The sequence below is a fragment of the Azospirillum sp. TSH58 genome, from assembly GCF_003119115.1.
In the GTDB taxonomy this organism is placed as follows: domain Bacteria; phylum Pseudomonadota; class Alphaproteobacteria; order Azospirillales; family Azospirillaceae; genus Azospirillum.
This window is the reverse complement of sequence record NZ_CP022364.1, coordinates 421,350-443,966: the sequence shown is the minus strand read 5'-3', so window position 1 is coordinate 443,966 and position 22,617 is coordinate 421,350. Positions and strand designations below refer to the sequence as shown.

The 22,617-nt window shown below is 69.4% G+C and carries 19 protein-coding genes and 1 pseudogene; 12 read left to right on the top strand and 8 right to left on the bottom strand.

What is annotated here, in order from left to right; translation table 11 throughout:
- The first annotated feature begins 128 nt into the window (after positions 1-128).
- From ybgF to TSH58p_RS05595, 5 genes are all read left to right on the top strand, one after another.
- Positions 129-1,034, top strand: a complete 906-nt coding sequence (ybgF, locus tag TSH58p_RS05615; RefSeq protein ID WP_109072559.1) for a tol-pal system protein YbgF — start codon at positions 129-131, stop codon at positions 1,032-1,034.
- A 62-nt stretch (positions 1,035-1,096) separates the two neighbouring features.
- Complete coding sequence (gene tilS, locus TSH58p_RS34525) at positions 1,097-2,389, top strand: tRNA lysidine(34) synthetase TilS (RefSeq protein WP_109072560.1); 1,293 nt, start codon at positions 1,097-1,099, stop codon at positions 2,387-2,389.
- Positions 2,390-2,473: 84 nt separating this feature from the next.
- Entirely contained in the window at positions 2,474-4,411 is a 1,938-nt protein-coding gene (gene ftsH / locus TSH58p_RS05605; protein WP_014240204.1) for an ATP-dependent zinc metalloprotease FtsH, read from the top strand.
- 186 nt (positions 4,412-4,597) lie between these two features.
- Positions 4,598-5,389 carry a rhomboid family intramembrane serine protease gene (locus TSH58p_RS05600; RefSeq protein ID WP_247874288.1) on the top strand — a complete coding sequence of 264 codons (792 nt, stop codon included), beginning with the start codon at positions 4,598-4,600 and terminating at the stop codon, positions 5,387-5,389.
- Positions 5,390-5,496: 107 nt separating this feature from the next.
- Positions 5,497-5,721 (top strand): DUF2061 domain-containing protein, encoded by a 225-nt coding sequence (locus TSH58p_RS05595; protein WP_109072561.1) that lies wholly within the window; start codon positions 5,497-5,499, stop codon positions 5,719-5,721.
- A gap of 156 nt (positions 5,722-5,877) precedes the next feature.
- Here the strand turns inward: TSH58p_RS05595 and TSH58p_RS05590 are convergent, their stop codons facing one another.
- A complete protein-coding gene (locus TSH58p_RS05590) occupies positions 5,878-6,408 on the bottom strand; it encodes a peroxiredoxin (protein ID WP_109072562.1) in 531 nt (176 codons plus the stop codon).
- Positions 6,409-6,529: 121 nt separating this feature from the next.
- Positions 6,530-8,056 carry a histidine ammonia-lyase gene (hutH, locus tag TSH58p_RS05585; RefSeq protein ID WP_109072563.1) on the bottom strand — a complete coding sequence of 509 codons (1,527 nt, stop codon included), beginning with the start codon at positions 8,054-8,056 and terminating at the stop codon, positions 6,530-6,532.
- 198 nt (positions 8,057-8,254) lie between these two features.
- Here hutH and TSH58p_RS05580 point away from each other — a divergent pair, with 198 nt between their 5' ends.
- Both TSH58p_RS05580 and TSH58p_RS05575 read left to right on the top strand, forming a co-directional pair.
- Positions 8,255-9,991: a type I secretion system permease/ATPase gene (locus tag TSH58p_RS05580; protein ID WP_371732431.1), complete on the top strand. Its 1,737-nt coding sequence runs from the start codon at positions 8,255-8,257 to the stop codon at positions 9,989-9,991.
- 68 nt (positions 9,992-10,059) lie between these two features.
- The gene (locus TSH58p_RS05575) at positions 10,060-11,421 is read left to right on the top strand and encodes an HlyD family type I secretion periplasmic adaptor subunit (protein WP_109072565.1); all 1,362 of its coding nucleotides are present in this window, start codon (positions 10,060-10,062) and stop codon (positions 11,419-11,421) included.
- A 103-nt stretch (positions 11,422-11,524) separates the two neighbouring features.
- Here the strand turns inward: TSH58p_RS05575 and TSH58p_RS05570 are convergent, their stop codons facing one another.
- Both TSH58p_RS05570 and TSH58p_RS05565 read right to left on the bottom strand, forming a co-directional pair.
- Complete coding sequence (locus TSH58p_RS05570) at positions 11,525-12,031, bottom strand: response regulator (RefSeq protein WP_109072568.1); 507 nt, start codon at positions 12,029-12,031, stop codon at positions 11,525-11,527.
- A 172-nt stretch (positions 12,032-12,203) separates the two neighbouring features.
- Positions 12,204-12,950 (bottom strand): hypothetical protein, encoded by a 747-nt coding sequence (locus TSH58p_RS05565; RefSeq protein ID WP_371732439.1) that lies wholly within the window; start codon positions 12,948-12,950, stop codon positions 12,204-12,206.
- 278 nt (positions 12,951-13,228) lie between these two features.
- On the opposite strand from TSH58p_RS05565, the gene TSH58p_RS05560 reads away from it, so the two are divergent.
- On the top strand, positions 13,229-14,614 hold the full coding sequence (locus tag TSH58p_RS05560; protein WP_247874114.1) for a hypothetical protein: 1,386 nt from the start codon (positions 13,229-13,231) through the stop codon (positions 14,612-14,614).
- 125 nt (positions 14,615-14,739) lie between these two features.
- Here the strand turns inward: TSH58p_RS05560 and TSH58p_RS05555 are convergent, their stop codons facing one another.
- Complete coding sequence (locus TSH58p_RS05555; protein WP_109070891.1) at positions 14,740-15,519, bottom strand: alpha/beta fold hydrolase; 780 nt, start codon at positions 15,517-15,519, stop codon at positions 14,740-14,742.
- A gap of 139 nt (positions 15,520-15,658) precedes the next feature.
- On the opposite strand from TSH58p_RS05555, the gene murJ reads away from it, so the two are divergent.
- Complete coding sequence (gene murJ, locus TSH58p_RS05550; RefSeq protein ID WP_247895517.1) at positions 15,659-17,242, top strand: murein biosynthesis integral membrane protein MurJ; 1,584 nt, start codon at positions 15,659-15,661, stop codon at positions 17,240-17,242.
- Between the two features lie 16 nt (positions 17,243-17,258).
- On the opposite strand, the pseudogene TSH58p_RS05545 reads toward murJ, so the two are convergent.
- A pseudogene (locus tag TSH58p_RS05545) lies at positions 17,259-18,067 on the bottom strand (IS5 family transposase).
- Between the two features lie 50 nt (positions 18,068-18,117).
- Positions 18,118-18,960, bottom strand: a complete 843-nt coding sequence (locus TSH58p_RS05540) for a sulfurtransferase (protein ID WP_109070239.1) — start codon at positions 18,958-18,960, stop codon at positions 18,118-18,120.
- Between the two features lie 221 nt (positions 18,961-19,181).
- Here TSH58p_RS05540 and fliN point away from each other — a divergent pair, with 221 nt between their 5' ends.
- Complete coding sequence (fliN, locus tag TSH58p_RS05535; protein WP_014240218.1) at positions 19,182-19,484, top strand: flagellar motor switch protein FliN; 303 nt, start codon at positions 19,182-19,184, stop codon at positions 19,482-19,484.
- A 120-nt stretch (positions 19,485-19,604) separates the two neighbouring features.
- On the opposite strand, the gene TSH58p_RS05530 is transcribed toward fliN, so the two are convergent.
- A complete protein-coding gene (locus TSH58p_RS05530; protein WP_014240219.1) occupies positions 19,605-19,886 on the bottom strand; it encodes a DUF2312 domain-containing protein in 282 nt (93 codons plus the stop codon).
- A 186-nt stretch (positions 19,887-20,072) separates the two neighbouring features.
- On the opposite strand from TSH58p_RS05530, the gene TSH58p_RS05525 reads away from it, so the two are divergent.
- Both TSH58p_RS05525 and TSH58p_RS05520 read left to right on the top strand, forming a co-directional pair.
- Positions 20,073-21,305: a diaminopropionate ammonia-lyase gene (locus TSH58p_RS05525; protein ID WP_109070238.1), complete on the top strand. Its 1,233-nt coding sequence runs from the start codon at positions 20,073-20,075 to the stop codon at positions 21,303-21,305.
- 126 nt (positions 21,306-21,431) lie between these two features.
- The gene (locus tag TSH58p_RS05520) at positions 21,432-22,613 is read left to right on the top strand and encodes an aminotransferase (RefSeq protein WP_109070237.1); all 1,182 of its coding nucleotides are present in this window, start codon (positions 21,432-21,434) and stop codon (positions 22,611-22,613) included.
- The last annotated feature ends 4 nt before the right edge of the window (positions 22,614-22,617 follow it).

Sequence of the window (22,617 nt, the reverse complement as noted above, 5' to 3'; positions counted from 1 at the left end):
CGGGAGATTTCCAAATCACCACCGTGCAAGGGGCGCGCGCTTCTGGTAAACAGCCGCCATAGTTTCGCCCGCTTGGACCGGCACCCTCTTAACGACGGCTTTTCCCGCCCGGACAGGACCCTCGACGCATGACCAAGACCACTTCTTTCGCCGCCCTGCTGCTTGGCGGCCTGCTGTGCAGCGGTTCCGTCCTCGCGCAGACGGTTTCGCTGCAGGACCGTCTGGACCGGCTGGAGTCGGGGGTGGAGGCGCTGGGCGGGCGCGTCGAGGTGGCGCAGGCCTATCCGGGCAATTCCTACACGCGGGGGCAGACCGCCGAGATCCAGCCCTCGCTGGCCGCGGATTTCGAGGTGCGGCTGCAGAAGCTGGAGCGCGCCCTCTCGGAGCTGACCGGGCGCTATGAAGAGGCGACCTATCAGATCTCGCAGATGAAGGACCGGCTGGAGCGGGTCAACAGCGACATCGACTTCCGCCTGAAGGAGCTGGAGAGCAAGGGCGGCGGGGCGGCCAGCGATCCGTTCGGTGGTCCGGCCAAGCCCAGCGCGGCGGCTCCGGCCGCGGCCCCCAGCGCCGCCAAGGCGCCCGAGAAGGCGGCCGACAAGCCGGCTGAGAAGCAGACCGCCGCCCTGGCGCCGCTGCCCGCCAACTCGACCCCGGAAAAGCAGTACGAGCACGCCTTCGAACTGCTGCGCCAGTCCGACTACGACAAGGCGGAAAAGGCCTTCAGCGACTTCCTGGCGAAGAACAAGGGCCACCAGCTCGCCGGCAACGCCCAGTACTGGCTGGGTGAGACTTATTATGTCCGCAACAAGTTCCAGGACGCCGCCGTGGCCTTCGCCGAGGGCGTGCAGAAGTATCCGAAGAACAACAAGGCGGCGGACAACCTGCTGAAGCTCGGCATGTCGCTGCAGCAGCTGAACCAGAAGAAGGACGCCTGCACGGCCTTCAACCAGCTGATCACCAAGTTCCCCGAAGCCTCGGCCAGCGTGAAGCGCCGCGCCGACACCGAGCGCCGCCGCCTGAACTGCGCCTGACGGGCGCGGTGAACGCGTCCGACCCGGCTGGGCCAATTTCCGCGGGTGAGTTCGCGGCCCGCATGGACCGGCTGGGCGGCTTCGAGGCGAAACCGCGCGTGGCTGTCGGTGTGTCCGGCGGGGCGGACAGCCTCGGGCTGGCCTTGCTCGTCCAGCGCTGGGCGGCGGAGCGGGCCGGGGATGTCCTCGCGCTGATCGTCGACCATGGCCTGCGCGGGGAGTCGGCGGCGGAGGCCGCCCGGGTGGGCGGTTGGCTCCAGGCCCGCGGCATTGCCCACGCCGTTCTGCGCTGGGACGGCGAGAAACCGGCAACCGGCATCCAGGAGGCGGCCCGCGCGGCGCGCCATCGCCTGCTGGCCGAGCGCTGCCGGGAGGAGGGCATCCTTCATCTGGCGCTCGCCCATCACCGCGACGATCAGGCCGAGACGGTGCTTCTGCGCTTCGCCCGCGGCTCCGGCATCGACGGGCTGGCCGGCATGGCGCCGGTGCGTGCGGCGGGGGCGGTCCGGGTGATCCGGCCGCTGCTCGACCTGCCTCACGAGCGGCTGGTGGCGACCTGCCGCGCCTTCGGCCAGGAGTGGGTCGAGGACCCGTCCAACCGCAACCCACGCTTCGCCCGCGCCCGCCTGCGCGCGGCGGGGGAGGCGCTGGCCGCCGAGGGGCTGGACCCGCCGCGTCTGGCCGACCTCGCCCGACGGGCCGCCCGCGCCCGCAACGCCCTGGAGGCGGGAACCGCCGCTCTGCTGGCCAAGGCCGTGGAGGTTCATCCGGAGGGCTGGCTGCGGCTGGACCCGACGCCTCTGCTGGAGGCGCCGGAGGAGCTTGGCCTGCGCGCGCTGGTCCGCTGCATCGCTGCGACGGGAGGCGCTGCCTACCCGCCGAAGGACGAGGCGGCGGAGCGTCTGTTCGCCGAGATCGCGAGTGGCGGCTTCCGGGGACGGACGCTGGGCGGCTGCCGCATCCTGCCGAGGCGGGGGCATTTGGTGATCGCGCGGGAGCCGGTCGGGGTCACCGAACGGCTGAGTCTTACCCCGGGCGGAGAGGTCTGGTGGGATCGCCGATTCGCCGTTCGGCTGGGCGCGGGGCAGATCGGTCCGGTCACCGTGGCAAAATTGGGGCGGGAGGGGTGGCAAATGGCGGGGTCCGCAGGCCCGGATTCGGGCCGCATCGGCCTGCCCGAGCCGGTCCGCGAGACGCTGCCGGCGCTGTGGGACGGAAACGGGCTGGCGGCGGTGCCGCATCTGGGCTTTTCCCGGCCCGGATTCCCCCTGTCGGCGGTCGCTTTGCACGCGCCCGGGGTGGTGTTGGCCGGCCCAGCTTTTCCGGTTGTTTCGGACCGTGTCGGCATTATTTAATCTGGGAACGTGCCCGTAAGCCCGGGAGGGGTGGCCCCGCATCAGCCTACCTTTCCGCGCAGGGTTCGCAGAAAGGCTTTCGACGTGAACAATTTCGGCAAGAATCTCGCGCTCTGGATCATCATAGGGCTGCTGCTGGTGGCCCTGTTCAACCTGTTCCAGAGCTCTTCCACGCGCAGCCCGCAGACGACGGTTCCGTTCAGCGAGCTTCTCGCCGAAGTGGACCGCGGCCAAGTGGCCGACGTCACCATCAAAGGAAACCAGGTCTCCGGCCACTTCACCGACGGCCGGTCCTTCAGCACCTACGTCCCGCCCGAAGCCGGGCTGGTCGAGCGGCTGACGCAGAAGAACGTGCGCATCAGCGCCGTTCCGGACGACAGCAACGTGCCGTCGCTGTTCTCCGTCCTGCTGTCCTGGTTCCCGATGCTGCTGCTGATCGGCGTCTGGATCTTCTTCATGCGGCAGATGCAGTCGGGCGGCGGCAAGGCCATGGGCTTTGGCAAGTCCCGCGCGCGCCTGCTGACGGAGAAGGTCGGCCGGGTCACCTTCGACGACGTCGCCGGCATCGACGAGGCCAAGCAGGAGCTGGCGGAAATCGTCGAGTTCCTGAAGGACCCGCAGAAGTTCCAGCGTCTGGGCGGCAAGATCCCGAAGGGCGTGCTGCTCGTCGGCCCGCCGGGCACCGGCAAGACCCTGACCGCGCGCGCCGTGGCGGGTGAAGCCAACGTGCCCTTCTTCACCATTTCGGGCTCCGACTTCGTCGAGATGTTCGTGGGTGTCGGCGCCAGCCGCGTCCGCGACATGTTCGAGCAGGGCAAGAAGAACGCCCCCTGCATCATCTTCATCGACGAAATCGACGCCGTGGGCCGCCATCGTGGCGCCGGCCTGGGCGGCGGCAACGACGAGCGCGAGCAGACCCTGAACCAGCTGCTGGTCGAGATGGACGGCTTCGAGGCGAACGAGGGCGTCATCCTCATCGCCGCGACCAACCGTCCGGACGTGCTCGACCCCGCACTGCTGCGTCCGGGCCGCTTCGACCGTCAGGTCGTCGTGCCGAACCCGGACGTGCTGGGCCGCGAGAAGATCCTCAAGGTCCACATGCGCAAGGTGCCGCTGTCCCCGGACGTCGATGCCAAGGTCATCGCGCGCGGCACGCCGGGCTTCTCGGGCGCCGATCTCGCCAACCTCGTCAACGAGGCCGCGCTGCTCGCCGCCCGCATCGGCAAGCGCGTCGTCGGCATGGCCGAGTTCGAGGCCGCCAAGGACAAGGTCATGATGGGCGCGGAACGCCGCTCCATGGTCATGACCGAGGACGAGAAGAAGCTGACCGCCTATCACGAGGCCGGTCACGCCATCGTCGCCATCCACCAGCCGGACAGCGATCCGGTGCACAAGGCCACCATCATCCCGCGCGGCCGCGCCCTGGGCATGGTGATGCGCCTGCCGGAAGGCGACCGCATCTCGTTGTCCCAGGCCAAGCTGCACGCCGACCTGCGCGTCGCCATGGGTGGCCGCATCGCGGAAGAGCTGATCTTCGGCAAGGACCGCGTGACCACGGGCGCGTCGGGCGACATCAAGATGGCGACCGACATGTCGCGCCGCATGGTCACCGAATGGGGCATGAGCGACAAGCTGGGCCCGCTGCTCTACGGCGAGCCGACGCAGGAGGTCTTCCTCGGCCACTCCGTCACCCAGCACAAGAACATGTCCGACGCCACGGCCCGCACGGTGGACGAGGAAATCCGCCGGATCGTGGACGAGGCGTACGGCGAGGCCCGCCGCATCCTCACGGAGAACATCGACCAGCTCCACACCATCGCCAAGGGCCTGCTGGAGTACGAGACCCTGAGCGGTGAGGACATCGCCCGCCTGCTGCGCGGCGAGCCGCTGATCCGCAACGACGAGCGGGAGGGCTTCTCCCCGGCCCCGCCGAAGCAGCCCACCCCGACCTCGGGCCGCCGCCCGTCGGTGCCGACCACCAAGGAAAGCGGCGGGATGGACCCGGAGCCCCAGGGTACCTGATGGTCCGCACCTGATGGCCGGCACCTGATCCGCATCGCCGCTTTGTTCAGAGAAACCGGCGCTCCGCAAGGGGCGCCGGTTTTTCTTTGCCGACTCCCGGCTGTACGTGTGTCCCGTACGTCTTGGCGGAACCGGAGGGCGGGACCATCGTGTAGACCAGGGTCGCCTCAACCGAAAGCGCCGCCGATGCTGTTCCTCCCCATCTACGACGACAATCCGACGCGGCGGACGCCGGTCGTCACCATGGCGCTGATCGCGCTGTGCGTGATGGTGTTCCTGTGGCAGCTCTCGCTGGGGGCGCGCGCCGGGAACCTCGCCGTCTATTCCTTCGGCCTCGTTCCGGCGGTGCTGTTCGGCCACGCCGAACTGCCGGAGCCGCTGCGGGTCGTCCCGCCCTGGATGTCGGTCGTCACCTCCATGTTCATGCATGGCGGCTTCCTGCACATCGCCGGCAACATGCTGTACCTCTGGATCTTCGGCAACAACGTCGAGGACAGCATGGGGCGGGGCCGCTTCGTGGTCTTCTACCTGCTGTGCGGGACGGCGGCGGCGCTGGCCCAGAGCTTCGCGGCCCCGACCTCCGAGGTCCCGATGGTGGGGGCGAGCGGGGCGATCGGCGGGGTGCTCGGCGCCTATCTGGTGCTGCACCCGCGGGCGAATGTCGGCGTCTTCTTCTGGTTCATCATCATCGTGCGCGTCATCAGCGTCCCGGCGGTGCTGGTGCTGGGCTTCTGGTTCCTCGGACAGATCCTGAGCGGGGTCACCACCCCGACCTCCGACGACAGCGGCGGGGTGGCCTTCTGGGCGCATGTCGGCGGGTTCGTCATGGGAGCGGCGTTGATCCCCTTCTTCAAGCGGCCCGAGGTGCGGCTGCTGGAGCCACCGCACAGCCGGCCCTTCGAGGTTGTTCCACCGGGAACCCGACTGCGCCGCGGCAGCGTGCCGGAGGCGGGCGACCGCCGCCGTCCTTTCCGTTGAACGATAGGGGGCGCCTATCGGTCTGTTTGAATCGTTCGATTGGACCTGTCGCCGCCCGGCGGGCATGCTGAAGCTGAACAGAAACGGCGGCGTTCGGGAGTTCCGCGATGACCAAGACCTTCAGCTTTGCCTGCATCCACTTCACGGTGGCCTTCACGGTCGGCTATCTGATGACCGGCAGCATCGCGGTGGGCGGCGCGCTGGCGCTGGTGGAGCCGCTGTGCAACACGGTGGCCTATCACCTGCACGAGCGGGCCTGGGCGGCCCATGAGCGCCGCAAGGCGCAGGCCGTCGAGGCGGAGCCGGCGGAAGGGACCGCCGTTCCGGCTTGAGGAGTTCGGTGGTTATATCCCCTCTTCCCCTGGGGAGAGGGTTAGGGTGAGGGGGATGCGCTTGTGCCGGACGTACCGCTATGCGCAACCCCCTCACCGGCCCTCGGGGCCACCCTCTCCCCAGAGGGGAGAGGGCTAAAGAACCGGGAAACCGGCTCAGCGCGACCGCAGATAGGCCAGCACCGCTTCCGGAGCGGACTCGCCGTAGGGATCGCCGCCCTCGCCGGCGTCGTTGATGCCCGGCTCCTCGAACAGCTTCTCGATCACGCCGTCGGTCACCACCATGGCGTAGCGCCAGCTCCGCATGCCGAAGCCGACATGGTCCTTGTTGATCAGCATGCCCATGCGGCGGGTGAAGTGGCCCGAGCCGTCGGGGATCAGCTTGACGTTCTTCACGCCGAGATGCTTGCCCCACTGGAACATCACGAAGGCGTCGTTGACGCTGAGGCAATAGACCTCGTCGACGCCCAGGTCGCGGAACTCCGGATAGAGCGCGTCGTAGGTCGGCACCTGCTGGTTGGAGCAGGTCGGGGTGAAGGCGCCGGGCAGCGAGAAGACGACCACACGCTTGCCGGCGAACAGCGCGTCGCTGCTGACGTCCTGCCAGCGGAACGGGTTGGGGCCGCCGACGCTTTCGTCGCGCACGCGGGTCTTGAACACGACCGAGGGGACTTTGCGTCCTTCCATGATGGTCTCCGGATCGAAGTGAAGCGGTTGGTGTGGGATGGCCTGAAGCTTAGCCCCTCAACGGATTGACGAAAACCGGCCGGAGCCGCCTGCGCGGTCTTGTCTCAGCCGGTCTCGCGGATCAGGGCAGAAGCGCCTCGGCGAAGGGACGGAAGGCCCCCTCCCTCACCAGCCGTTTCGCCGCCGCGATGTCCGGAGCCATCGCGCGGTCCTCCGTCCACACCGCCACGCGGGCGCGCAGCAGCCCCCGGGCGCGCTCCAGCGCGGGGGAGGAGGTCAGCGGCGCCCGCAGGTCGATCCCCTGGGCGGCGCTCAGCAGCTCCACGGCGACGATCCCCGCCAGATTGTCGGCCATGTCCGACAGGCGGCGGGCGGCGTGGGTCGCCATGCTCACATGGTCCTCCTGGTTGGCGGAGGTGGGCAGGCTGTCCACGCTGGCCGGGTGGGCCATCTGCTTGTTCTCGCTGGCCAGCGCCGCCGCGGTGACCTGGGCGATCATGAAGCCGCTGTTCAGCCCGCCGTCGGCCACCAGGAAGGGCGGCAGGCCCGACAGGTGGGTGTCCATCAGCAGCGCGATCCGCCGTTCCGACAGGGCTCCCGTCTCGGCGATGGACAGGGCCAGCACGTCGGCGGCCATCGCCACCGGTTCGGCGTGGAAGTTGCCGCCCGACAGGATGTCGCCGCTGTCCGGGAAGACCAGCGGGTTGTCGGAGACGGCGTTGGCCTCGCGCTCCAGGACGCCCGCGGCGAAGCGCAGATGGTCGAGCACCGCGCCCATCACCTGCGGCTGGCAGCGCAGGCTGTAGGGGTCCTGAACCGTCTCGTGTCCCTCGCGGTGGGAATCGCGGATGCCGCTGCCCTGGAGCAGCGAGCGGTAGACCGCGGCGACGTCGCGCTGGCCCGGCTGGCCGCGCAGATCGTGGATGCGCGCGTCGAAGGGGCCGTCGCTGCCCAGCGCGGCATCGACGCTGAGCGCGCCGGCGACCAGGGCGGCGGCGAAGCCGTCCTCGGCAGCGACCAGCCCGGCGAGGCCCAGCGCGGTGGACACCTGCGTGCCGTTCAGCAGGGCCAGCCCCTCCTTGGCCTCCAGCGCCAGCGGCGCCAGCCCGGCGCGGGCCAGCGCCTCGGCGGCGGGCAGCCGCTGGCCGTCCACATCGGCCTCACCCTCGCCGATCAGCACGCCGGTCAGATGGGCCAGCGGCGCCAGATCGCCGGACGCCCCGACCGACCCCTTGGCCGGCACCACCGGCAGGACGCCGCGGTTGTAGAGCGCCAGCAGCGCCTCGATCACCGCCATGCGCACGCCGGAATGGCCGCGGGCCAGAGCGTTGACCTTCAGCGCCAGGATCAGCCGAACCACGCCCGGCGGCAGGTCCGGCCCGGTGCCGGCGCTGTGCGACAGCACCAGCCGCCGTTGCAGCTCCCGCACCTGCTCCGGGGGAATGCGCTTCTTCGCCAGCAGGCCGAAGCCGGTGTTCACGCCATAGACCGCGCGCTCCCCGCCCGCCGCCTCGGCCACCGTGCGGGCCGAAGCGTCGATGGCGGCGCGGCAGCCGGGCGCCAGGGCCAGAACGGGCGGGTCGCGCAGGATGCGGCGCAGGTCGGGCAGGGCGAGATGGCCGGGGTCGATGGTCAGCGTGTCGGTCATGCGGCGTTCCTTACGGCGGAGCACGTGCGGCAGTCCTTCACATGAGGAGCCGTTGTCGTCTGCGCAAAGGGGGTGGTTTTCGGTGGCATTCCTGTGATGTCCCTCAATCTTCAGATTTCATTTACCAAAAACGCGCCAACTGACCTCGCCTGCATCCAGTGGGCACTGCTTCAAACGGTGACAATTGGAGGGCTGTAAATGCCTCGCCTGTTTTCTCGCGGGTCTGAAAAGGCCAAAAAAGAAATGGCTCACGGGGGACGTTATTTCACCCGGGTACTCGTTGGTGCATTTGTCTTCAGCGCCACCATCAATCTTCTGATGTTGGCGATGCCACTTTATTCGCTTCAGGTCTTTAGCCGCGCTATTCCGTCCGGCAACATCGATACGCTGGTCATGCTGACGGTCATCGTCGTGATGGCCCTGACGCTGAGCGCCGCCATGGAAACGGTGCGGGCGCGCATCCTGGCCCGCGCCGGCAACGCCCTGGAGGTCGCCTGGCGCCGCCGGCTGACCGCCGACGTGCTGGACGCCTCAGGCCGAGGCCGCCCGGACACCGCCCCGGTCAGCGACCTCATGGAGGTCAAGGGCGCGATGAGCCGCCCCTCGCTGCCGGCCCTGATGGACCTGCCCTGGGTGCCCCTGTACGTCATCGGCATCTACCTGATCCACCCGCTGCTCGCCGTGATCCTGGTCGCCGCGATGGTCATCATGACGGCGCTGGGCTATCTGAGCAACTGGGCGGTGCGCCACTTCGCCGAGGACAGCAAGGCCCCGGCCAGCCGCTCGCAGCGCCTGTTCGACTCCCTGCTGTCGCGGTCGGAGACGGTGCGCGGCCTGCGCATGGGGCCGAGCGCGCTGGACACGGTGGCCCGCGACGCCATGACCACCTCCGCCCTGCAGGGCCGCTCGACCGAGCGCGCCGCCGCCATCGGTGCCTTCACCAAGTGGGTCCGCATGGTCATCCAGATCGCGGTGACCGGCGTCGGCGCCTTGCTGGTGATCGAGCAGCACCTGTCCTTCGGCGGCATGATCGCCACCTCCATGCTGGTCGGCCGCGCCCTCGCCCCGGTGGAGCAGAGCGCCGGCGCCTGGGGCCAGATCCAGAAGTCCTACCAGGCTTTCCGCCGTCTGTTGCCGCTGCTGAAGCGCCTGTCCCTGGAGCCGGAGCGTCCGACGATCCCGGTGGAGCGCGAGCGCCTGACCGTCGAGAACCTGCTGTTCGTCTCCCCCCGCGACCAGAAGCCGATCCTGCGCAGCGTCACGCTGGCGGTGGAGCCGGGCCAGACGGTGTGCATCGCCGGTCCCAACCGCTCCGGCAAGTCGGTCCTGGCCCGTCTGCTCGCCGGTGTGGCGATGCCGTCGGCGGGCACCGTGCGGCTTGGCGGTCTGGCCGTCGCCTCGCTGAACCCGGAAACCCCGGAGCAGGGCATCGGCTACATGGCGCAGGGCGCCGATCTGCTGCCCGGCACCATCGCCGAGAACATCGCCCGCTTCACCGAGACGACGCGGGAGAAGGTCGAGGACGCGGCCAAGCGCGCCGGCATCCACTCCTGGGTCGAGAGCCTGCCCGGCGGCTATGAGACCGAGGTGACCGACCCGCTGTTCCCGATCACCGGCGCCTCGGCCCGCCTGATCGCCCTGGCCCGCGCCGGCTACGGCCGCCCGTCGCTGATGGTTCTCGACGAGCCGTCCGCCGGCATGGACGAGATCGGCCACAAGGCGGTGCGCGAGTTCATCGTCGAGGCGAAGAACCGCGGCGTCACCACCATCGTGCTGACCCATTCCCCGGCCTTCGTCGACATTTCCGACAAGACCTTCGTACTGAAGAACGGCATGGCGGTCGAACTGCCGCAACGCCAGCAGGAGCAGCAGGGCCCGAACTGGAGCCGCCTGCGCAACATCGGCCCGGCGCCGGTGCAGAGCGCCGCCGGCTGACGCCGGAACCTCCAGACCAGACCCCAGCCCAATTCCGGGGCACCTCCGGCGATCAAGGACCGATTGTTATGACCGACACCACCATGAACACCTACAAGACGAAGACCATGACGTCGATCGGCGCGCTGCGCGCGCTGGTTCCCGACACCCGGGTCAGCGGGCTTCTGGCCGGCGGCTTCATGGTGCTGGCGGTGGGCTTCGGCGGGATGACCGCCTGGGCCGCGCTCGCCCCGCTTCACAGCGCCGTCATGGCCTCCGGCGCGCTGGCCCCGGAGACCGGCCGCAAGATCGTGAAGCACACCGAGACCGCCCAGATCGGGGAGATCCTCGTCAAGGAGGGCGACAAGGTGAAGGCCGGTCAGGTTCTGATGCGCCTGGACAGCACGGAGGCGGCGACCCGGCTCCAGGTGCTGAGCACCTCCTGGCTGGAAACCCTGGCTCTCGAAGCGCGCCTGACCGCCGAGCTGTTCGAGCAGCCCGCCATCGAGTGGCCGGAGGAGCTGATCCGGCGCCGCGGCAGCGACCGCACGGTGGAGAAGCTGATGGGCAACCAGGAAACCCTGTTCCAGGTCCGCCGCAACCAGCTCGACACCGAGGCCAAGCTGACCAAGGAGCGCGTTGCCACGCTGCGCGAGGAGGGCAAGAGCCTTCAGGAGCAGCGCAAGTTCCTGGCCCGCGAGATCCAGCTCATCGAGGACGATCTGCGCATCACCCAGGGTCTGCTGTCCCGCGGCAACGCCACCCGCACCAAGCTGGTCGAGCAGCAGAAGGAGGAGGCGCAGCTCAAGGGCCGCGACCGCGAGCTTGAGGCCCGCATCGCCCAGGCCAACCAGGCCGCCGTGGACGCCGAGGGCGAGCTTCTGCGCCGCCGCAACGACTTCCGCGAAAAGGTTCTGGTCGATCTGGAGAAGTCCCGCGGCGACGTCATCCGCCTCGCCGAGCAGATCCGCGACGCCGCCAACCGGCTGGAGACCCGCGCCATAAAGGCGCCGGACGCCGGGACCGTCGTGATGCACAGCCATTGGGCCGCCGGCGGCACGATCACCGCCAACGAGCCGATCCTGGACATCATCCCGGACGACCGCGCCCTGCTGGCCGAGGTGAAGGTCCAGCCGAAGGACATCAAGTCGCTGACCGTCGATCTGCCGGTGAAGGTGCAGCTGACCGCCTATGACAGCCGCGTCGTCGGCTCGCTGGACGGCACCGTGACCTACGTCTCGGCCGACCGCGTGATGGACCCGATCACCCGGCAGGAATCCTACATCGCGCGGATCAAGCTGAAGGACAGCGACTCCCATCAGGTCCACAACCTGACGATCAAGCCGGGCATGCCGGTGGAGGCGCGCATCCTGCTGTCCGCCCGCACCCCGCTCGACTATCTGGTGCAGCCGCTGTCGCACTCCTACGTGAAGGCGTTCATTCAGGAGTGAGTGGCCAAGCCTAAGGGGCTTCGCGCTCCGCGATCGTCCGAACAAGGAAAGGGCGGCTTCCCATGGGGGAGGCCGCCCTTTCCTTGTTCGGTGACGCGGGGTGTCAGCCGCGCGGGCCGTGCAGGCGCCGCGCGGCGAGGTCCAGCGCCAGCTTCAATTGGGCGAGCGAATAGGGTTTGTTGACCACGCCCAGGGGATAGGTCTCGGTGATGCGCGCCATGATCGCGTGGTTGGCGTAGCCGGAGAGGAAGATCGAGCGGATGCCGTAGTTGGCGCGCAGGCGCCGCGCCGCCTCGATCCCGTCGCCGCCGGCCAGCCGGACGTCCATCAGCGCCACGTCGGGGCGCTCGCGACCGGCGATCGCCACCGCCTCCTCCTCGGTGCGGGCGGTGCCGCAGACGATGTGGCCGAGGTCCATGGCGGCCATCCCCACCGCCTCGGCGGCCAAGGATTCGTCTTCCACGATCAGCAACCGCAGGGGACGAACCGTCGCCGGAGCGTCGCCCCGGGTGGAATCTTTCCGGTCGGCCTGGGCGGCCGGGCCGCAGCGGTGCCGCCATTCCAGGCGGGACGCCGGTCGTGCCAGCGTGTCCACATCATCCCGTGCCATGACCACCCCCATGCGTCGCCGCAGGTGTTATTGGTAAAGATTCATTTACCAAATAAAGTGGTAGCCACACCCATTTCGGAGTTCAAGGAAAATCGGTGTGACGTGGGTGCGTTCGGATGAGGTGCGACCTTCCCGCAACAATGTGGCTCGACGAGATCAGGGGGGGAACGGGTCAGCGCTTGGGCCGGCTCAGCCAGTCCACATTGCCGCTGCGGGGGGCGGTGCCGTTGGCCCCTGGGCCGCCCTTGCGCCCGGACAGGGGCGAAAGCCAGGAGGGAGCCGGAGGCGCGTCGGGAGCAGGGTCCGGAGCCGCCGGCCGCTGCGGCGCCGGGGCCGGCGAGCGTGGGACGAAGGGCGACAGAACCGGCGCCGGGGACGGGGGCGAAGACGGCTGGGGCGGATCGTCGTGCGACGGTTCGGCGGCGAAGGAAGGGGCCGGCTCGTCGGACGGCGGCGGCGCGTAGGTCTGGGGGGCGGTCTGGGGAGCGGTCTGGGGGGCGGGGGGCGGGGCCGCTTGCGGCGCGCTCTGCGGTGTCGCTGGAGCCGGTTGGGGGCGCGGGTCGGCGACGGTCCGCGTGGGGCGGTCGTCATCGTCGACCGGGCCGGTCCGGGTGTTGATGCGCCGCGCCTCGTCGCGGATGGACAGCAGGGTCGACACCGCGAACTGGAGCAGCGGCGCCATCGTCTCGGAATTCGCCAGCTCCTCCGCCGTCAGGGCGGCGAAGCGCTGGCGCACCTGCTCCACCGCGTCCTCGATGCTGTCGCGCAGGGCGCCGGTGTCCTGGAGGACGCGTTCCAGGTCCTCTCGAAGAGCGGAAATCTCGCAGGCCTGGCGAAGCTCGTGGAAGCCGATGGGCGTCCCCGGCGTCCGCCCGGAGTCGGCGGTCCGCTGATCCTGCGATCGGAAATCATAGGGCATCTTCGCCAAACGCCGGGCCCTATCCTGCAATCCTGACGGAGACCAAGGAAGGTTGCCGTGTCACAGGTTTAATGCGGTTGAACATGGTTGGAAACCGTTTGCGCACCCCAATCGCTTGTACTATTTTTTCCGCATCGGGGGGAACGGAATCCTGCGGTATCACAAATCCTACCCACCCCCTCCCCAGAACCACGCAAAGCCGGGTACACACGGTGTCGATTGATCGCGCGGAACTGGAACGGCTCCTTGCCGATCGTCCGACTGGAAACCGCTCGGCCATGCAGGCCGTCCGCGAAAGCTACGCCGACATCGGCCTGATGCGCGAGCGCGGCCTGTCCTGGGCGGAAATCTCCGACGTGCTGGCGAAGCTGGGCGTCACCGCCCGCGACAACCAGCCGATCTCGCCGGTCACCCTGCGCTCCGCCTTCTTCCTCGTGGGGAACGAAGGGCGCGACGGCGGCGTGGACGGGGAGGATCCCGGCGGCACGACCCCGCGCGAAACGCTGGACGCGGTGCACCGTGCCGCTCTCGCCGCCGGACAGCCGGCCGACGACGAGGATGCGGCGCCTGCGCCGGAACCGGCCGAACCGGACATGGTGGAAGGCGCGACCGACGGCCCGCGGGAATCCGCCGTGCCGGAACCGGAACTCCCTTCGGCTCCAGAGCCGGATCCCGTTCCGGAACCGGCCCCAGCGGCCACCGAACCCGGCGGTCCAGCGGTCGAGCCGGTTCCGGTTCCGGAAACTCCTTCCATTCAGGCTCCGGCTCCCCAGGCAGAGAACTTCCGGGCGCCGGCCCCTCACGTTTCAACACCTCAAGATTCGACAACGAACAGACCCTGGAAAGGCGATCGCATGCTGGGCACCATCTTCGTTCTCAACGACCGCGGTGGCGTCGGCAAGACGCTGCTGTCCCATCACCTGATGGCGACCGCCATGCTTGAAGGCCTTCAGCTCAAGGTCGTCGAGTATGAGGTCAACGAGCGCCTGAACCGCCTGTTCGGCCCGGAGGTGGTCGAGCACCGCCGCATCACCCAGGACTTCATGAACATGATGGGCTCGGGTGACGGCTTCTACGAATTCTGGGACCAGATCGGTCCGGAGCTGCAGCGCGGCGGCCGCCTCTTCGACTTCGGCGGCAACATCTCCCAGTGGTTCTTCAACTGGGCCGAGGTGTCGGGCTTCGACTACTACGTCGGCGAGGGCGAGCGGCTGACCTTCATGGTGCCGGTCACCGTCGATCTCGCATCGCTGTCCACCGGCATGAACACGCTGGAGCGCATTGCCACCATCGCCCCGAAGGCCAAGCGCGTCCTGGTCGAGAACGGCTTCTCCGGCCCCTTCTCGCAGCTCGACGACAGCCAATACGCCCGCCGCAAGGCGGAGATGGTGGAGCGCGAGGGTGTCGAGGTCATCTCCATGGCCCCCTGCACGGCCCCGGCCTGGGCGCGCCTGACCGGCCATCGCATCGACGAGGTGGCCCAGATGACCCGCGAGGATCTGGTGAAGCTGGGCATGACCCCGCCGGTCGCGTCCCGCTCGCTGATCATCATCCACGAGTGGCTGCGCACGATGCGTCAGGCGCTGTCGCCCTACCTGCGCGACGCCTTCAACCAGTCCGCCGGTCCGGCCGCCAAGACCGGCGCCCGCCAGGGCGCGCTCTGAAAGAATCGCCGCCAGGGCGCGCTCTGAAAGAATCACCGCCAGGACGCGCTCTGAGCGGATGATTCATCGCCAGCATGCGGGAACGGGGGCCTTCGCGGCCCCCGTTTCTTTTTGTCCTTACGGAGTTACGCGAAGTCTTCGACCAGCGCGGCGAACTCCTGCGGGCGTTCGGCGTGCAGCCAGTGGCCGGCGCCCTCGATCATCTCGATGGCGGCCTTGGGGAAGTGGCGGCGGATGGCGGCGTGGTTTTCCGGCACGATATAGTCGGACCGGGTGCCGCCGATGAACAGGGTGGGGCCGTCGTACCGGGCGTCGCCCAGATCCGGGAAGCCGATCAGGTCACCCATGCGGGCGCCGATGGCGTCGAGATTGATCCGCCAGTGGAACGTCCCCTGTTCCAGAACGAGATTCTGCAGCAGGAAGGAGCGCAGGGGGGCTTCCGGCACCGCGTCCACCAGCTGCGCCTCGACCTCCGACCGGCGGGTGCAGCCTTCCAGTTTTGCCTGCTTCATCGCCGCCACGAAGGGGGCGTGGGTGTGGGTGTAGGCGACCGGCGCGATGTCGGCCACGGCCAGACGCTCCACCCGGTCGGGATGGTTCAGCGCCAGAGTCATCGCCACCTTGCCGCCCATGGAATGGCCGACCACGGAGGCCCGCGCGAAGCCGCGGTCGTCGAGGAAGCGCAGCACGTCGGCGGCCATCGCCGGATAGGTCATCTCGTCCGACCAGGGGGCGCCGCCGTGGTTGCGCAGGTCCAGTGCGTAGACCCGGTGCCGCTCCGCGAAGCGCTTCGCCAGGGTCTGCCAGTTGCGCGCCGACCCGAACAGGCCGTGCAGGACCAGCAGGGGGGTGCCGCCGTTCGCTTCGCCGGCTTCCAGATAGGTGAGGGGAAGACCCTGGGCCATGGACGTTCCGATTGTCTGAAGTGGAGGGATGGGACAATGGGTGGGCGGCGATCCTAGCAGACCGTTTCCGCCGCCCGCCTTCAAATTCCACACGGGCTGGCATGCCGAAAGGCGTGACGCGGGCGGGGAAAACGCTAGGATGGCGCCGCCCATCAGAGGACCCGTACGCACCGTGCTCCGCAACATCCTGTCCGTCGGCGGGCTGACGCTGGTCAGCCGCGTCCTTGGCTTCCTGCGCGACGTTCTGACCGCCGCGCTGCTCGGCGCCGGGCCGGTGGCCGACGCCTTCTTCGTGGCGTTCCGGCTGCCCAACCATTTCCGCGCCCTGTTCGCCGAGGGGGCCTTCAACTCCGCCTTCGTGCCGCTGTTCTCCGCCAAGCTGGTGCAGGACGGGCAGGCCGCCGCCAAGCGCTTCGCCGAGGAGGTGATGAGCCTGCTGCTGGCGGTGCAGCTGCTGTTCCTGGCCGGCATCCTGGCGATCATGCCGCAGTTCATGACGGTCTTCGCGCCGGGCTTCTCCGACGAGCCGGAGAAGTTCCGGCTGGCCGTCCTGTTCACCAGCATCACCTTCCCCTACCTGCTGTTCATCTCCTTGGAATCGCTGCTGGCCGGCGTGCTCAACAGCATGGGGCGGTTCGGGGCGGCGGCGGCGGCGCCGATCCTGCTGAACTTGTGCCTGATCGCGGCGATGGTGCTGGCCGCCCCGCTGATGCCGACGGTCGGCCACGCCCTGTCCTGGGGCGTCTTCGCCGCCGGGTTGGCGCAGTTCCTCTATCTGTACTGGGAGGCCAGCCGCGCCGGGATGGGGTTGCGGCTGGCCCTGCCGCGCCTGACGCCCGACGTGAAGCGGTTCCTGACCGTGCTGGGGCCGGCGGCCCTGGGGTCCGGCCTGACGCAGATCAACCTGTTCGTCGACACGCTGATCGCCTCGCTGCTGCCGACCGGGGCGGTGTCCTACCTCTACTACGCGGACCGGCTGAACCAGCTGCCGCTGGGCGTCATCGGGATCGCGGTGGGGACCGTTCTGCTTCCGGAAATGGCCCGGCGCATCAAGGGCGGGGACGAGCCGGGCGCGGTGGAGAGCCAGAACCGGGCGGTGGAGCTGTCGCTGGTGCTGACCCTGCCGGCGGCCGCCGCCTTCCTGGTCGCCGGCCTGCCCATCGTGTCGGTGCTGTTCCAGCACGGCGCCTTCGGCCCGACCGACGCGGCGCAGTCCGCCGCCACCCTGCAGGCCTACGCGCTGGGCCTGCCGGCCTTCGTGGTGATCCGCAGCCTCGTCAACGGCTTCTACGCCCGCCACGACACGGCGACCCCGGTGCGGGTGGCGCTGGCCGCGACGGCGGTCAACGTGGCGCTGAAGCTGGCGCTGATGGGGCCGCTGGCCCAGGTCGGGCTGGCGGTGGCGACCTCCGTCGCCGCCTGGGTCAACGCCGGTCTGCTGGCGTGGCTGCTGACCCGGCGCGGGCTGTTCAAGGCCGACGCCCGGCTGCTGCGCAATCTGCCGCGCATGGCCATCGCGGCGCTCGCCATGGGCGGCACGCTGTGGCTGGTGCAGACCCAGCTCTCGCCCTGGCTGACCGCCCATGGCCTGTTCGAGCGGCTGGGCGGGCTGGTGCTGCTGGGCCTTGCCGGTTTGCTGGTCTACGCGGTTCTGGCGGTCGCGCTGGGCTTGCTGCGCCGGTCGGACCTCGGGCGGTTCCGCCGGCGCCGCAAGAGCGTGTGAAGACTAGGTCCTGTTCTCAAACCCTGAGCCATAGTCGGATAGCCCCGATGTGGACCATGGCGAGGTAGTTGGCGGCGAGTTTCTCGTATCGGGTGGCGATGCGACGGAACTGTTTGAGGCGGTTGATCAGGCGCTCGATGGCGTTGCGGGAGCGATAGGCGGCCCAATCCACCAGAGCACAGGGCTTCTGGCTGGAGGGCTGTGGGATCACCGCCCCGATCCCGCGCCGACGCAGGTAGCGGCGGATGGCTTGGCTGGAGTAGGCGCGGTCAGCGACCACGCGCTCGGGTCTTTCCCGCGGTCGTCCACCTGCCACTCGGCGCACTGCGACCGCCTCCATCAGCACCGTCAACGCGCTCTGGTCGGCGGCTTGACCGGGGCTCAGCACGAAAGCGAGCGGTTGGCCGTGGCGGTCGGCGCGCAGGTGGATCTTGGCTGAGAAGCCGCCGCGCGAGCGGCCAAGCGCTTGGTTCAACTGCCCCCTTTTGCGCCGGCGGCGTGCTGGTGGGCGCGGACCACTGTGCTGTCGACTTGGTGCAGGCTCCAGTCCAACTTGCCGGCCTCATCCGCCTCGGCCTGAACCAGTTCCAACACGCGCTCCCATACCCCGGCCTTGCGCCAGCGGTAGAAGCGGTTGGCCGCCGTCTGCCAGGGACCGTACTCGGCCGGAAGATCGCGCCAGGGCGAGCCGGTGCGGTTCACCCACAGGATCGCCCGCACGGTGCGCTCCAGGTCCCGCGCCGGCCGGCCCGTCCACGGGCGTTCCGGCGGAAGCAACTCCAGCAAATGCTGAAGCTGCTCATCGCTCAGTTCAGATCGTGCCATCCCCCTTCAACAGGGCACAGCCAAACCCTCACAGCCTTTGAGAACAGAACCTAGGCCGCCGGCCCGTTCTTGACCGGGCGGGCCGGGTCGGCGGTCCATTCCGACATCGACCCGTCATAGAGGCGGACCCCGTCGATCCCCGCCAGTTCGCTCAGCGCGAACCAAGCCACGGAGGCGAGGTGGCCGGTGTTGCAGAAGGCGATCGTCGCGTCGCCGGTCCCGGCCCGATCCGCCAGAGCCTTCACCGCGTCGGCGGAGAGGAAGCGCTTCCCGGCGGCGGAGTAGAAGGCGCCATTCTCAATCAGCACCGCCCCCGGCAGCGTGCCCGGAACGCGGGCCTGCGGGCTCTTGGCCTTGCCCTCGAACTGCTCGGCGGAGCGGGAGTCCAGCAACGGGACCGAGCCGTCGGTCACCGCCGCCGCGACCACAGGCAGGGGCGCGCGCAAGTCCTCGCGGGGCGCCGCGGTGAAGGTGGTGGCGGGGCGGGTGGCGGCCGTCGTGGCGACGGGGTTGCCGCCCTCGCTCCAGGCGGCGAAGCCGCCGTCCAGCACCGACACGCGGTCGTGGCCCAGCGTCTTGAAGGTCCAATAGACGCGCGTCGCGTTCCCCATGTCGGCGGCGCTCAGGCCGCTGGCGACCAGCACGACGTGGTCCCCGTTGCCGATGCCCAGCCCGCCGATCAACTTTTCCAGAAAGGCGGCGTCGGGCAGCAGCCCCGGAACGCCGTCCACCGTCGCCCGCCAGCCGGCCTTGGCGTAGTCGGAATGGATCGAACCGGGGATGAAGCCGCCAGACGGCGGCGTGCGCACATCCAGAACCACGAGGTCGGGGTGGTCGAGGGCGCCTTTCAGCCAAGCGCTGTCGACCAGCGGGCGTTGTGAATCGGTCGTCATGGCTCTGCCTTCGCGGCTGGTTTCAAGTCGGGGTTTCAAGTCGGGTTTTCACGTCGGGCTGGCAGGGTATCAACACAAGGCGGCGCAGGAAAACCAAATCTGCGCTGTTGTTTCCCATCCTTGTCGCAGGCCCTCGCGACGGACGCCGTTGCCCCGGCGCCCCTGGTGGGGTAACTCTAGTCGGTTGAAGGGTCCGGTGACCCGGGGTGAAGGAGTGCGGCATGGCCAACATCGACGATCTGCTGGGCGCCGGCTCGTCCGACGACATGAGCAGCGACGCCTTCGCCATCGGCGACGCACCGGTCGAGATCAAGGTGGTCATCGGAACCGCCATGCTGCGCGTCCGCGATCTGCTGAAGCTGGGCCGCGGCGCCGTCGTCGAGCTGGACCGGCACCTGAAGGACCCGACCGACGTCTATGTCGAGGGCGTGCTCGTCGCCCGCGGCGAGGTGGTCATCGTGGACGACAAGATCGGCGTCACCCTGACCGACTTCGTGAAATCCAGCCGCGAGTGGAAGCGGTAAAGCTTCGGTGCGGTTTCGCAACGAAAGCGTTCCGCTTGCGCAATGAGATGTTCCGGAAGCGAAACATCACGTTGCGCTCCCGGAACATTCATGATGCGGCTTCGTAACGATTCTACGGCGTCACTCCGCCGGTTCGGGGACCACGATGTCCAGCGGCGTGCCGGTGGCGTGGGCGTAGAGCATCAGGTCGTTCAGCAGCTCGGCCTCCTGCTCGCCGGCGTCCTTGCGGCGGATGGCGACCAGCTTGTCGAGCGCCTTGATGTTGAAGCCGGCGGATTTGACCTCGCTGCGCAGGTCCTTCAGGTCGGCCTTCAGGCCGTCGATCTCGTCCATCAACCGCTCCATGCGGTCGGCGAACTGCTTCAATTGGTCGGCGGCGGTGGTGTTGAAACCGGTCGTCACGACGGAACCATCTCCTTCAGGAACGGGGACCCCGCCGCCTTCGGCGCTCCGGCCGGACCGCGGGGGGAGGCGCTGTTAGCACAGCTCGCGGCGCTTTGTCCGGGGACAACGCGCGTGGCTTGACGCGGCGTGGCCGGCAATGCTTTCGTGGCTGCGGCCGTCCTTGCGGTCTGGAGAGCGAACACGATGTCCGACCTGCCGCCGCTTGGCACCCCGCGTCTCTTCTCGAATCCGCGCGCCGACACGGACCAGCCCTACGGGTCCGCGGAACGGGCGATCCTGAGCCGCGCCGCCTTCCAGGACGCGATGAGCGAGATCGGCGCCTGGCCGGGCTACGCGCCGACTCCGCTGCGCTCGCTGGGCGGGCTGGCCCGCGCCGCCGGCATCGACCGCATCTGGTACAAGGACGAAAGCAGCCGCTTCAACCTGCACAGCTTCAAGGCGCTGGGCGGCGCCTACGCCGTGCTGCGCCTTCTGGTGCGCGAGGTGCAGGCCCGCGTGCCCGGCGTGCCGGTGACCGCGCTGGATCTGGTGGTCGGTCGCTACGCCAAGGTGACCCGCGGCATCACGGTGACCACGGCGACCGACGGCAACCATGGCCGCTCCGTCGCCTGGGGCGCGCAGGTGTTCGGCTGCGGCTGCGTCATCTACATTCCCGGAAACTGCTCGCAGGGGCGGCAGCAGGCGATCGAGTCCTTCGACGCCCGCGTCGTCCGCGTCGCCGGCAACTACGACGACGCGGTGCGTCAGGCCGCGGTGGACGCGCGGGAGCATGGCCGGCACGTCGTCTCCGACACCTCCTACACCGGCTACATGGACATCCCCCGCGACGTGATGCAGGGCTACACCGTGATGGTGGAGGAGGCGATCGGCCAGCTTCCGGCCAGCGAGCGGCCGACCCACGTCTTCGTGCAGGGCGGGGTGGGGGCCTTGCCCGCCGCCGTCTGCGGCCATCTGTGGGAAAGCTGGGGCCGCCAGCGCCCGCGCTTCGTGGTGGTGGAGCCGCACGCCGCCGACTGCCTCTACCAGAGCGCCGTCAACGGCCGCCCGACGCCGTCCAAGGGCGATCTGGAGACGCTGATGGCCGGGCTCGCCTGCGGGGAGGTGTCCCTGCTGGCCTGGGCCATCCTGGAGCGCGGCGCCGACGATTTCCTGACCATCCCCGACGACGCGGCGGTGGCGACCATGCGCCTGCTGGCCGAGGGACGGCATGGCGGAAGGCCCATCGTGGGCGGGGAGTCCGGCGTGGCCGGTCTGGCCGGTCTGCTCTGCGCCGCGGCGGACCCGGCGACCCGCGCCAGCCTGGGCCTCGCCCCGGACGCCCGCGTGCTGGTCTTCGGATCGGAAGGGGCGACCGACCCCGAGGTCTATGAGTCGCTGGTGGGCCGCAAGCCGGACGCGGTGCTGGGCGGCGCCTGACCCCCGACGACCTCCCGCGGGGCCTGCCATGCGCGTTCCCCTGTTCTGGTCCCTTGCGCGAGCCCGGCGGGGCGGTCCACCATGGCGCCCCATAAAAATCGGACCCCGCAGACTGGACATCAGGGAATGGACCGCAGAGACGTCAACCCGCTCGTCGCCGCCACGGAGGCCCCGCCCATCGCCGAGGCGTGGCGCTGGGTGGAAGGCCGCAGCTTTCCCGCGGACAAGCCGCTGATCGACCTCTGTCAGGCGGTGCCCGGCTATCCGCCCGCCGACGCGCTGACCGCCCATCTGGCCGAGCAGGTGCGGGCGCCGGACACCGCGCGCTACACCCCCATCGACGGCATCCCGCCGCTGACCGCCGCGCTGGCCCGGCGCACCGGCTCGCTTTACGGTTCGGACGTCGCGGCCAACGAGGTGCTGATCACCGCCGGCTGCAACCAGGCCTTCGCCGTCGCGGTGATGGGGCTGGCGCGGGCCGGCGACAATGTGATCCTGCCCGCCCCCTGGTACTTCAATCACAAGATGACGCTGGACATGCTGGGCATCGAGGCCCGGCCGCTGGGCTTGAGCGAGGAGAACGGGCTGATCCCCGACCCGGCGGAGGCGGAACGGCTGATCGACGCCGGCACCCGCGCGCTGGTGCTGATTTCCCCCAACAACCCGACCGGCGCCATCGCCTCGCCCGACGCCATCGCGGCGCTGTACGAGCTGTGCGAGCGGCGCGGCGTCAAGCTGCTGCTCGACGAGACCTACCGCGACTTCCCGGACTGGCAGGGGCGGGCGCCGCACGGGCTGTTCCAGCGGCCCGGCTGGCAGCGCACGCTGGTCCAGCTCTACAGCTTCTCGAAGGTCTACAGCCTCGCCGGCTACCGGGTCGGCGCGGTGATCGCCGACGCCGGCCTGCTGTCCCAGGCGCGCAAGGTGATGGATTGCCTCGCCATCTGCGCCCCGCATGTCGGGCAGAAGGCGGCGCTGTTCGGGCTGGAGAATCTGGACGGCTGGGTGGCGGAGAAGCGCGGCGACATCCTGGCCCGCGTCCATGCCTTCCAGTCGGCGATGGAGGCCAGCGGCACCGGCTACCGCATCGCCAGCATCGGGGCCTATTTCGCCTATGTCCGGCATCCCTTCGCCGGCCGGCGCGCCCACGAGGTGGCCGAGGGGCTGGCGCGCGATCACAACATCCTGTGCCTGCCCGGTTCCATGTTCGGTCCGGGCCAGGACGATTACCTGCGCTTCGCCTTCGCCAACGTGGACGCGGCGGTCATGCCGGAGATCGCGCGGCGCCTCAAGGAAAGCGAAGCGTAAAGCG

Coding starts and splice junctions, on each gene's coding strand:
- ybgF (WP_109072559.1), top strand. CDS start 129: ATGACCAAGACCACTTCTTTCGCCGCCCTGCTGCTTGGCGGCCTGCTG.
- tilS (WP_109072560.1), top strand. CDS start 1,097: ATGGACCGGCTGGGCGGCTTCGAGGCGAAACCGCGCGTGGCTGTCGGT.
- TSH58p_RS05600 (WP_247874288.1), top strand. CDS start 4,598: ATGCTGTTCCTCCCCATCTACGACGACAATCCGACGCGGCGGACGCCG.
- TSH58p_RS05595 (WP_109072561.1), top strand. CDS start 5,497: ATGACCAAGACCTTCAGCTTTGCCTGCATCCACTTCACGGTGGCCTTC.
- TSH58p_RS05590 (WP_109072562.1), bottom strand. CDS start 6,408: ATGGAAGGACGCAAAGTCCCCTCGGTCGTGTTCAAGACCCGCGTGCGC.
- hutH (WP_109072563.1), bottom strand. CDS start 8,056: ATGACCGACACGCTGACCATCGACCCCGGCCATCTCGCCCTGCCCGAC.
- TSH58p_RS05580 (WP_371732431.1), top strand. CDS start 8,255: ATGCCTCGCCTGTTTTCTCGCGGGTCTGAAAAGGCCAAAAAAGAAATG.
- TSH58p_RS05575 (WP_109072565.1), top strand. CDS start 10,060: ATGACCGACACCACCATGAACACCTACAAGACGAAGACCATGACGTCG.
- TSH58p_RS05570 (WP_109072568.1), bottom strand. CDS start 12,031: ATGGCACGGGATGATGTGGACACGCTGGCACGACCGGCGTCCCGCCTG.
- TSH58p_RS05565 (WP_371732439.1), bottom strand. CDS start 12,950: ATGCCCTATGATTTCCGATCGCAGGATCAGCGGACCGCCGACTCCGGG.
- TSH58p_RS05560 (WP_247874114.1), top strand. CDS start 13,229: ATGCAGGCCGTCCGCGAAAGCTACGCCGACATCGGCCTGATGCGCGAG.
- TSH58p_RS05555 (WP_109070891.1), bottom strand. CDS start 15,519: ATGGCCCAGGGTCTTCCCCTCACCTATCTGGAAGCCGGCGAAGCGAAC.
- murJ (WP_247895517.1), top strand. CDS start 15,659: ATGGCGCCGCCCATCAGAGGACCCGTACGCACCGTGCTCCGCAACATC.
- TSH58p_RS05540 (WP_109070239.1), bottom strand. CDS start 18,960: ATGACGACCGATTCACAACGCCCGCTGGTCGACAGCGCTTGGCTGAAA.
- fliN (WP_014240218.1), top strand. CDS start 19,182: ATGGCCAACATCGACGATCTGCTGGGCGCCGGCTCGTCCGACGACATG.
- TSH58p_RS05525 (WP_109070238.1), top strand. CDS start 20,073: ATGTCCGACCTGCCGCCGCTTGGCACCCCGCGTCTCTTCTCGAATCCG.
- TSH58p_RS05520 (WP_109070237.1), top strand. CDS start 21,432: ATGGACCGCAGAGACGTCAACCCGCTCGTCGCCGCCACGGAGGCCCCG.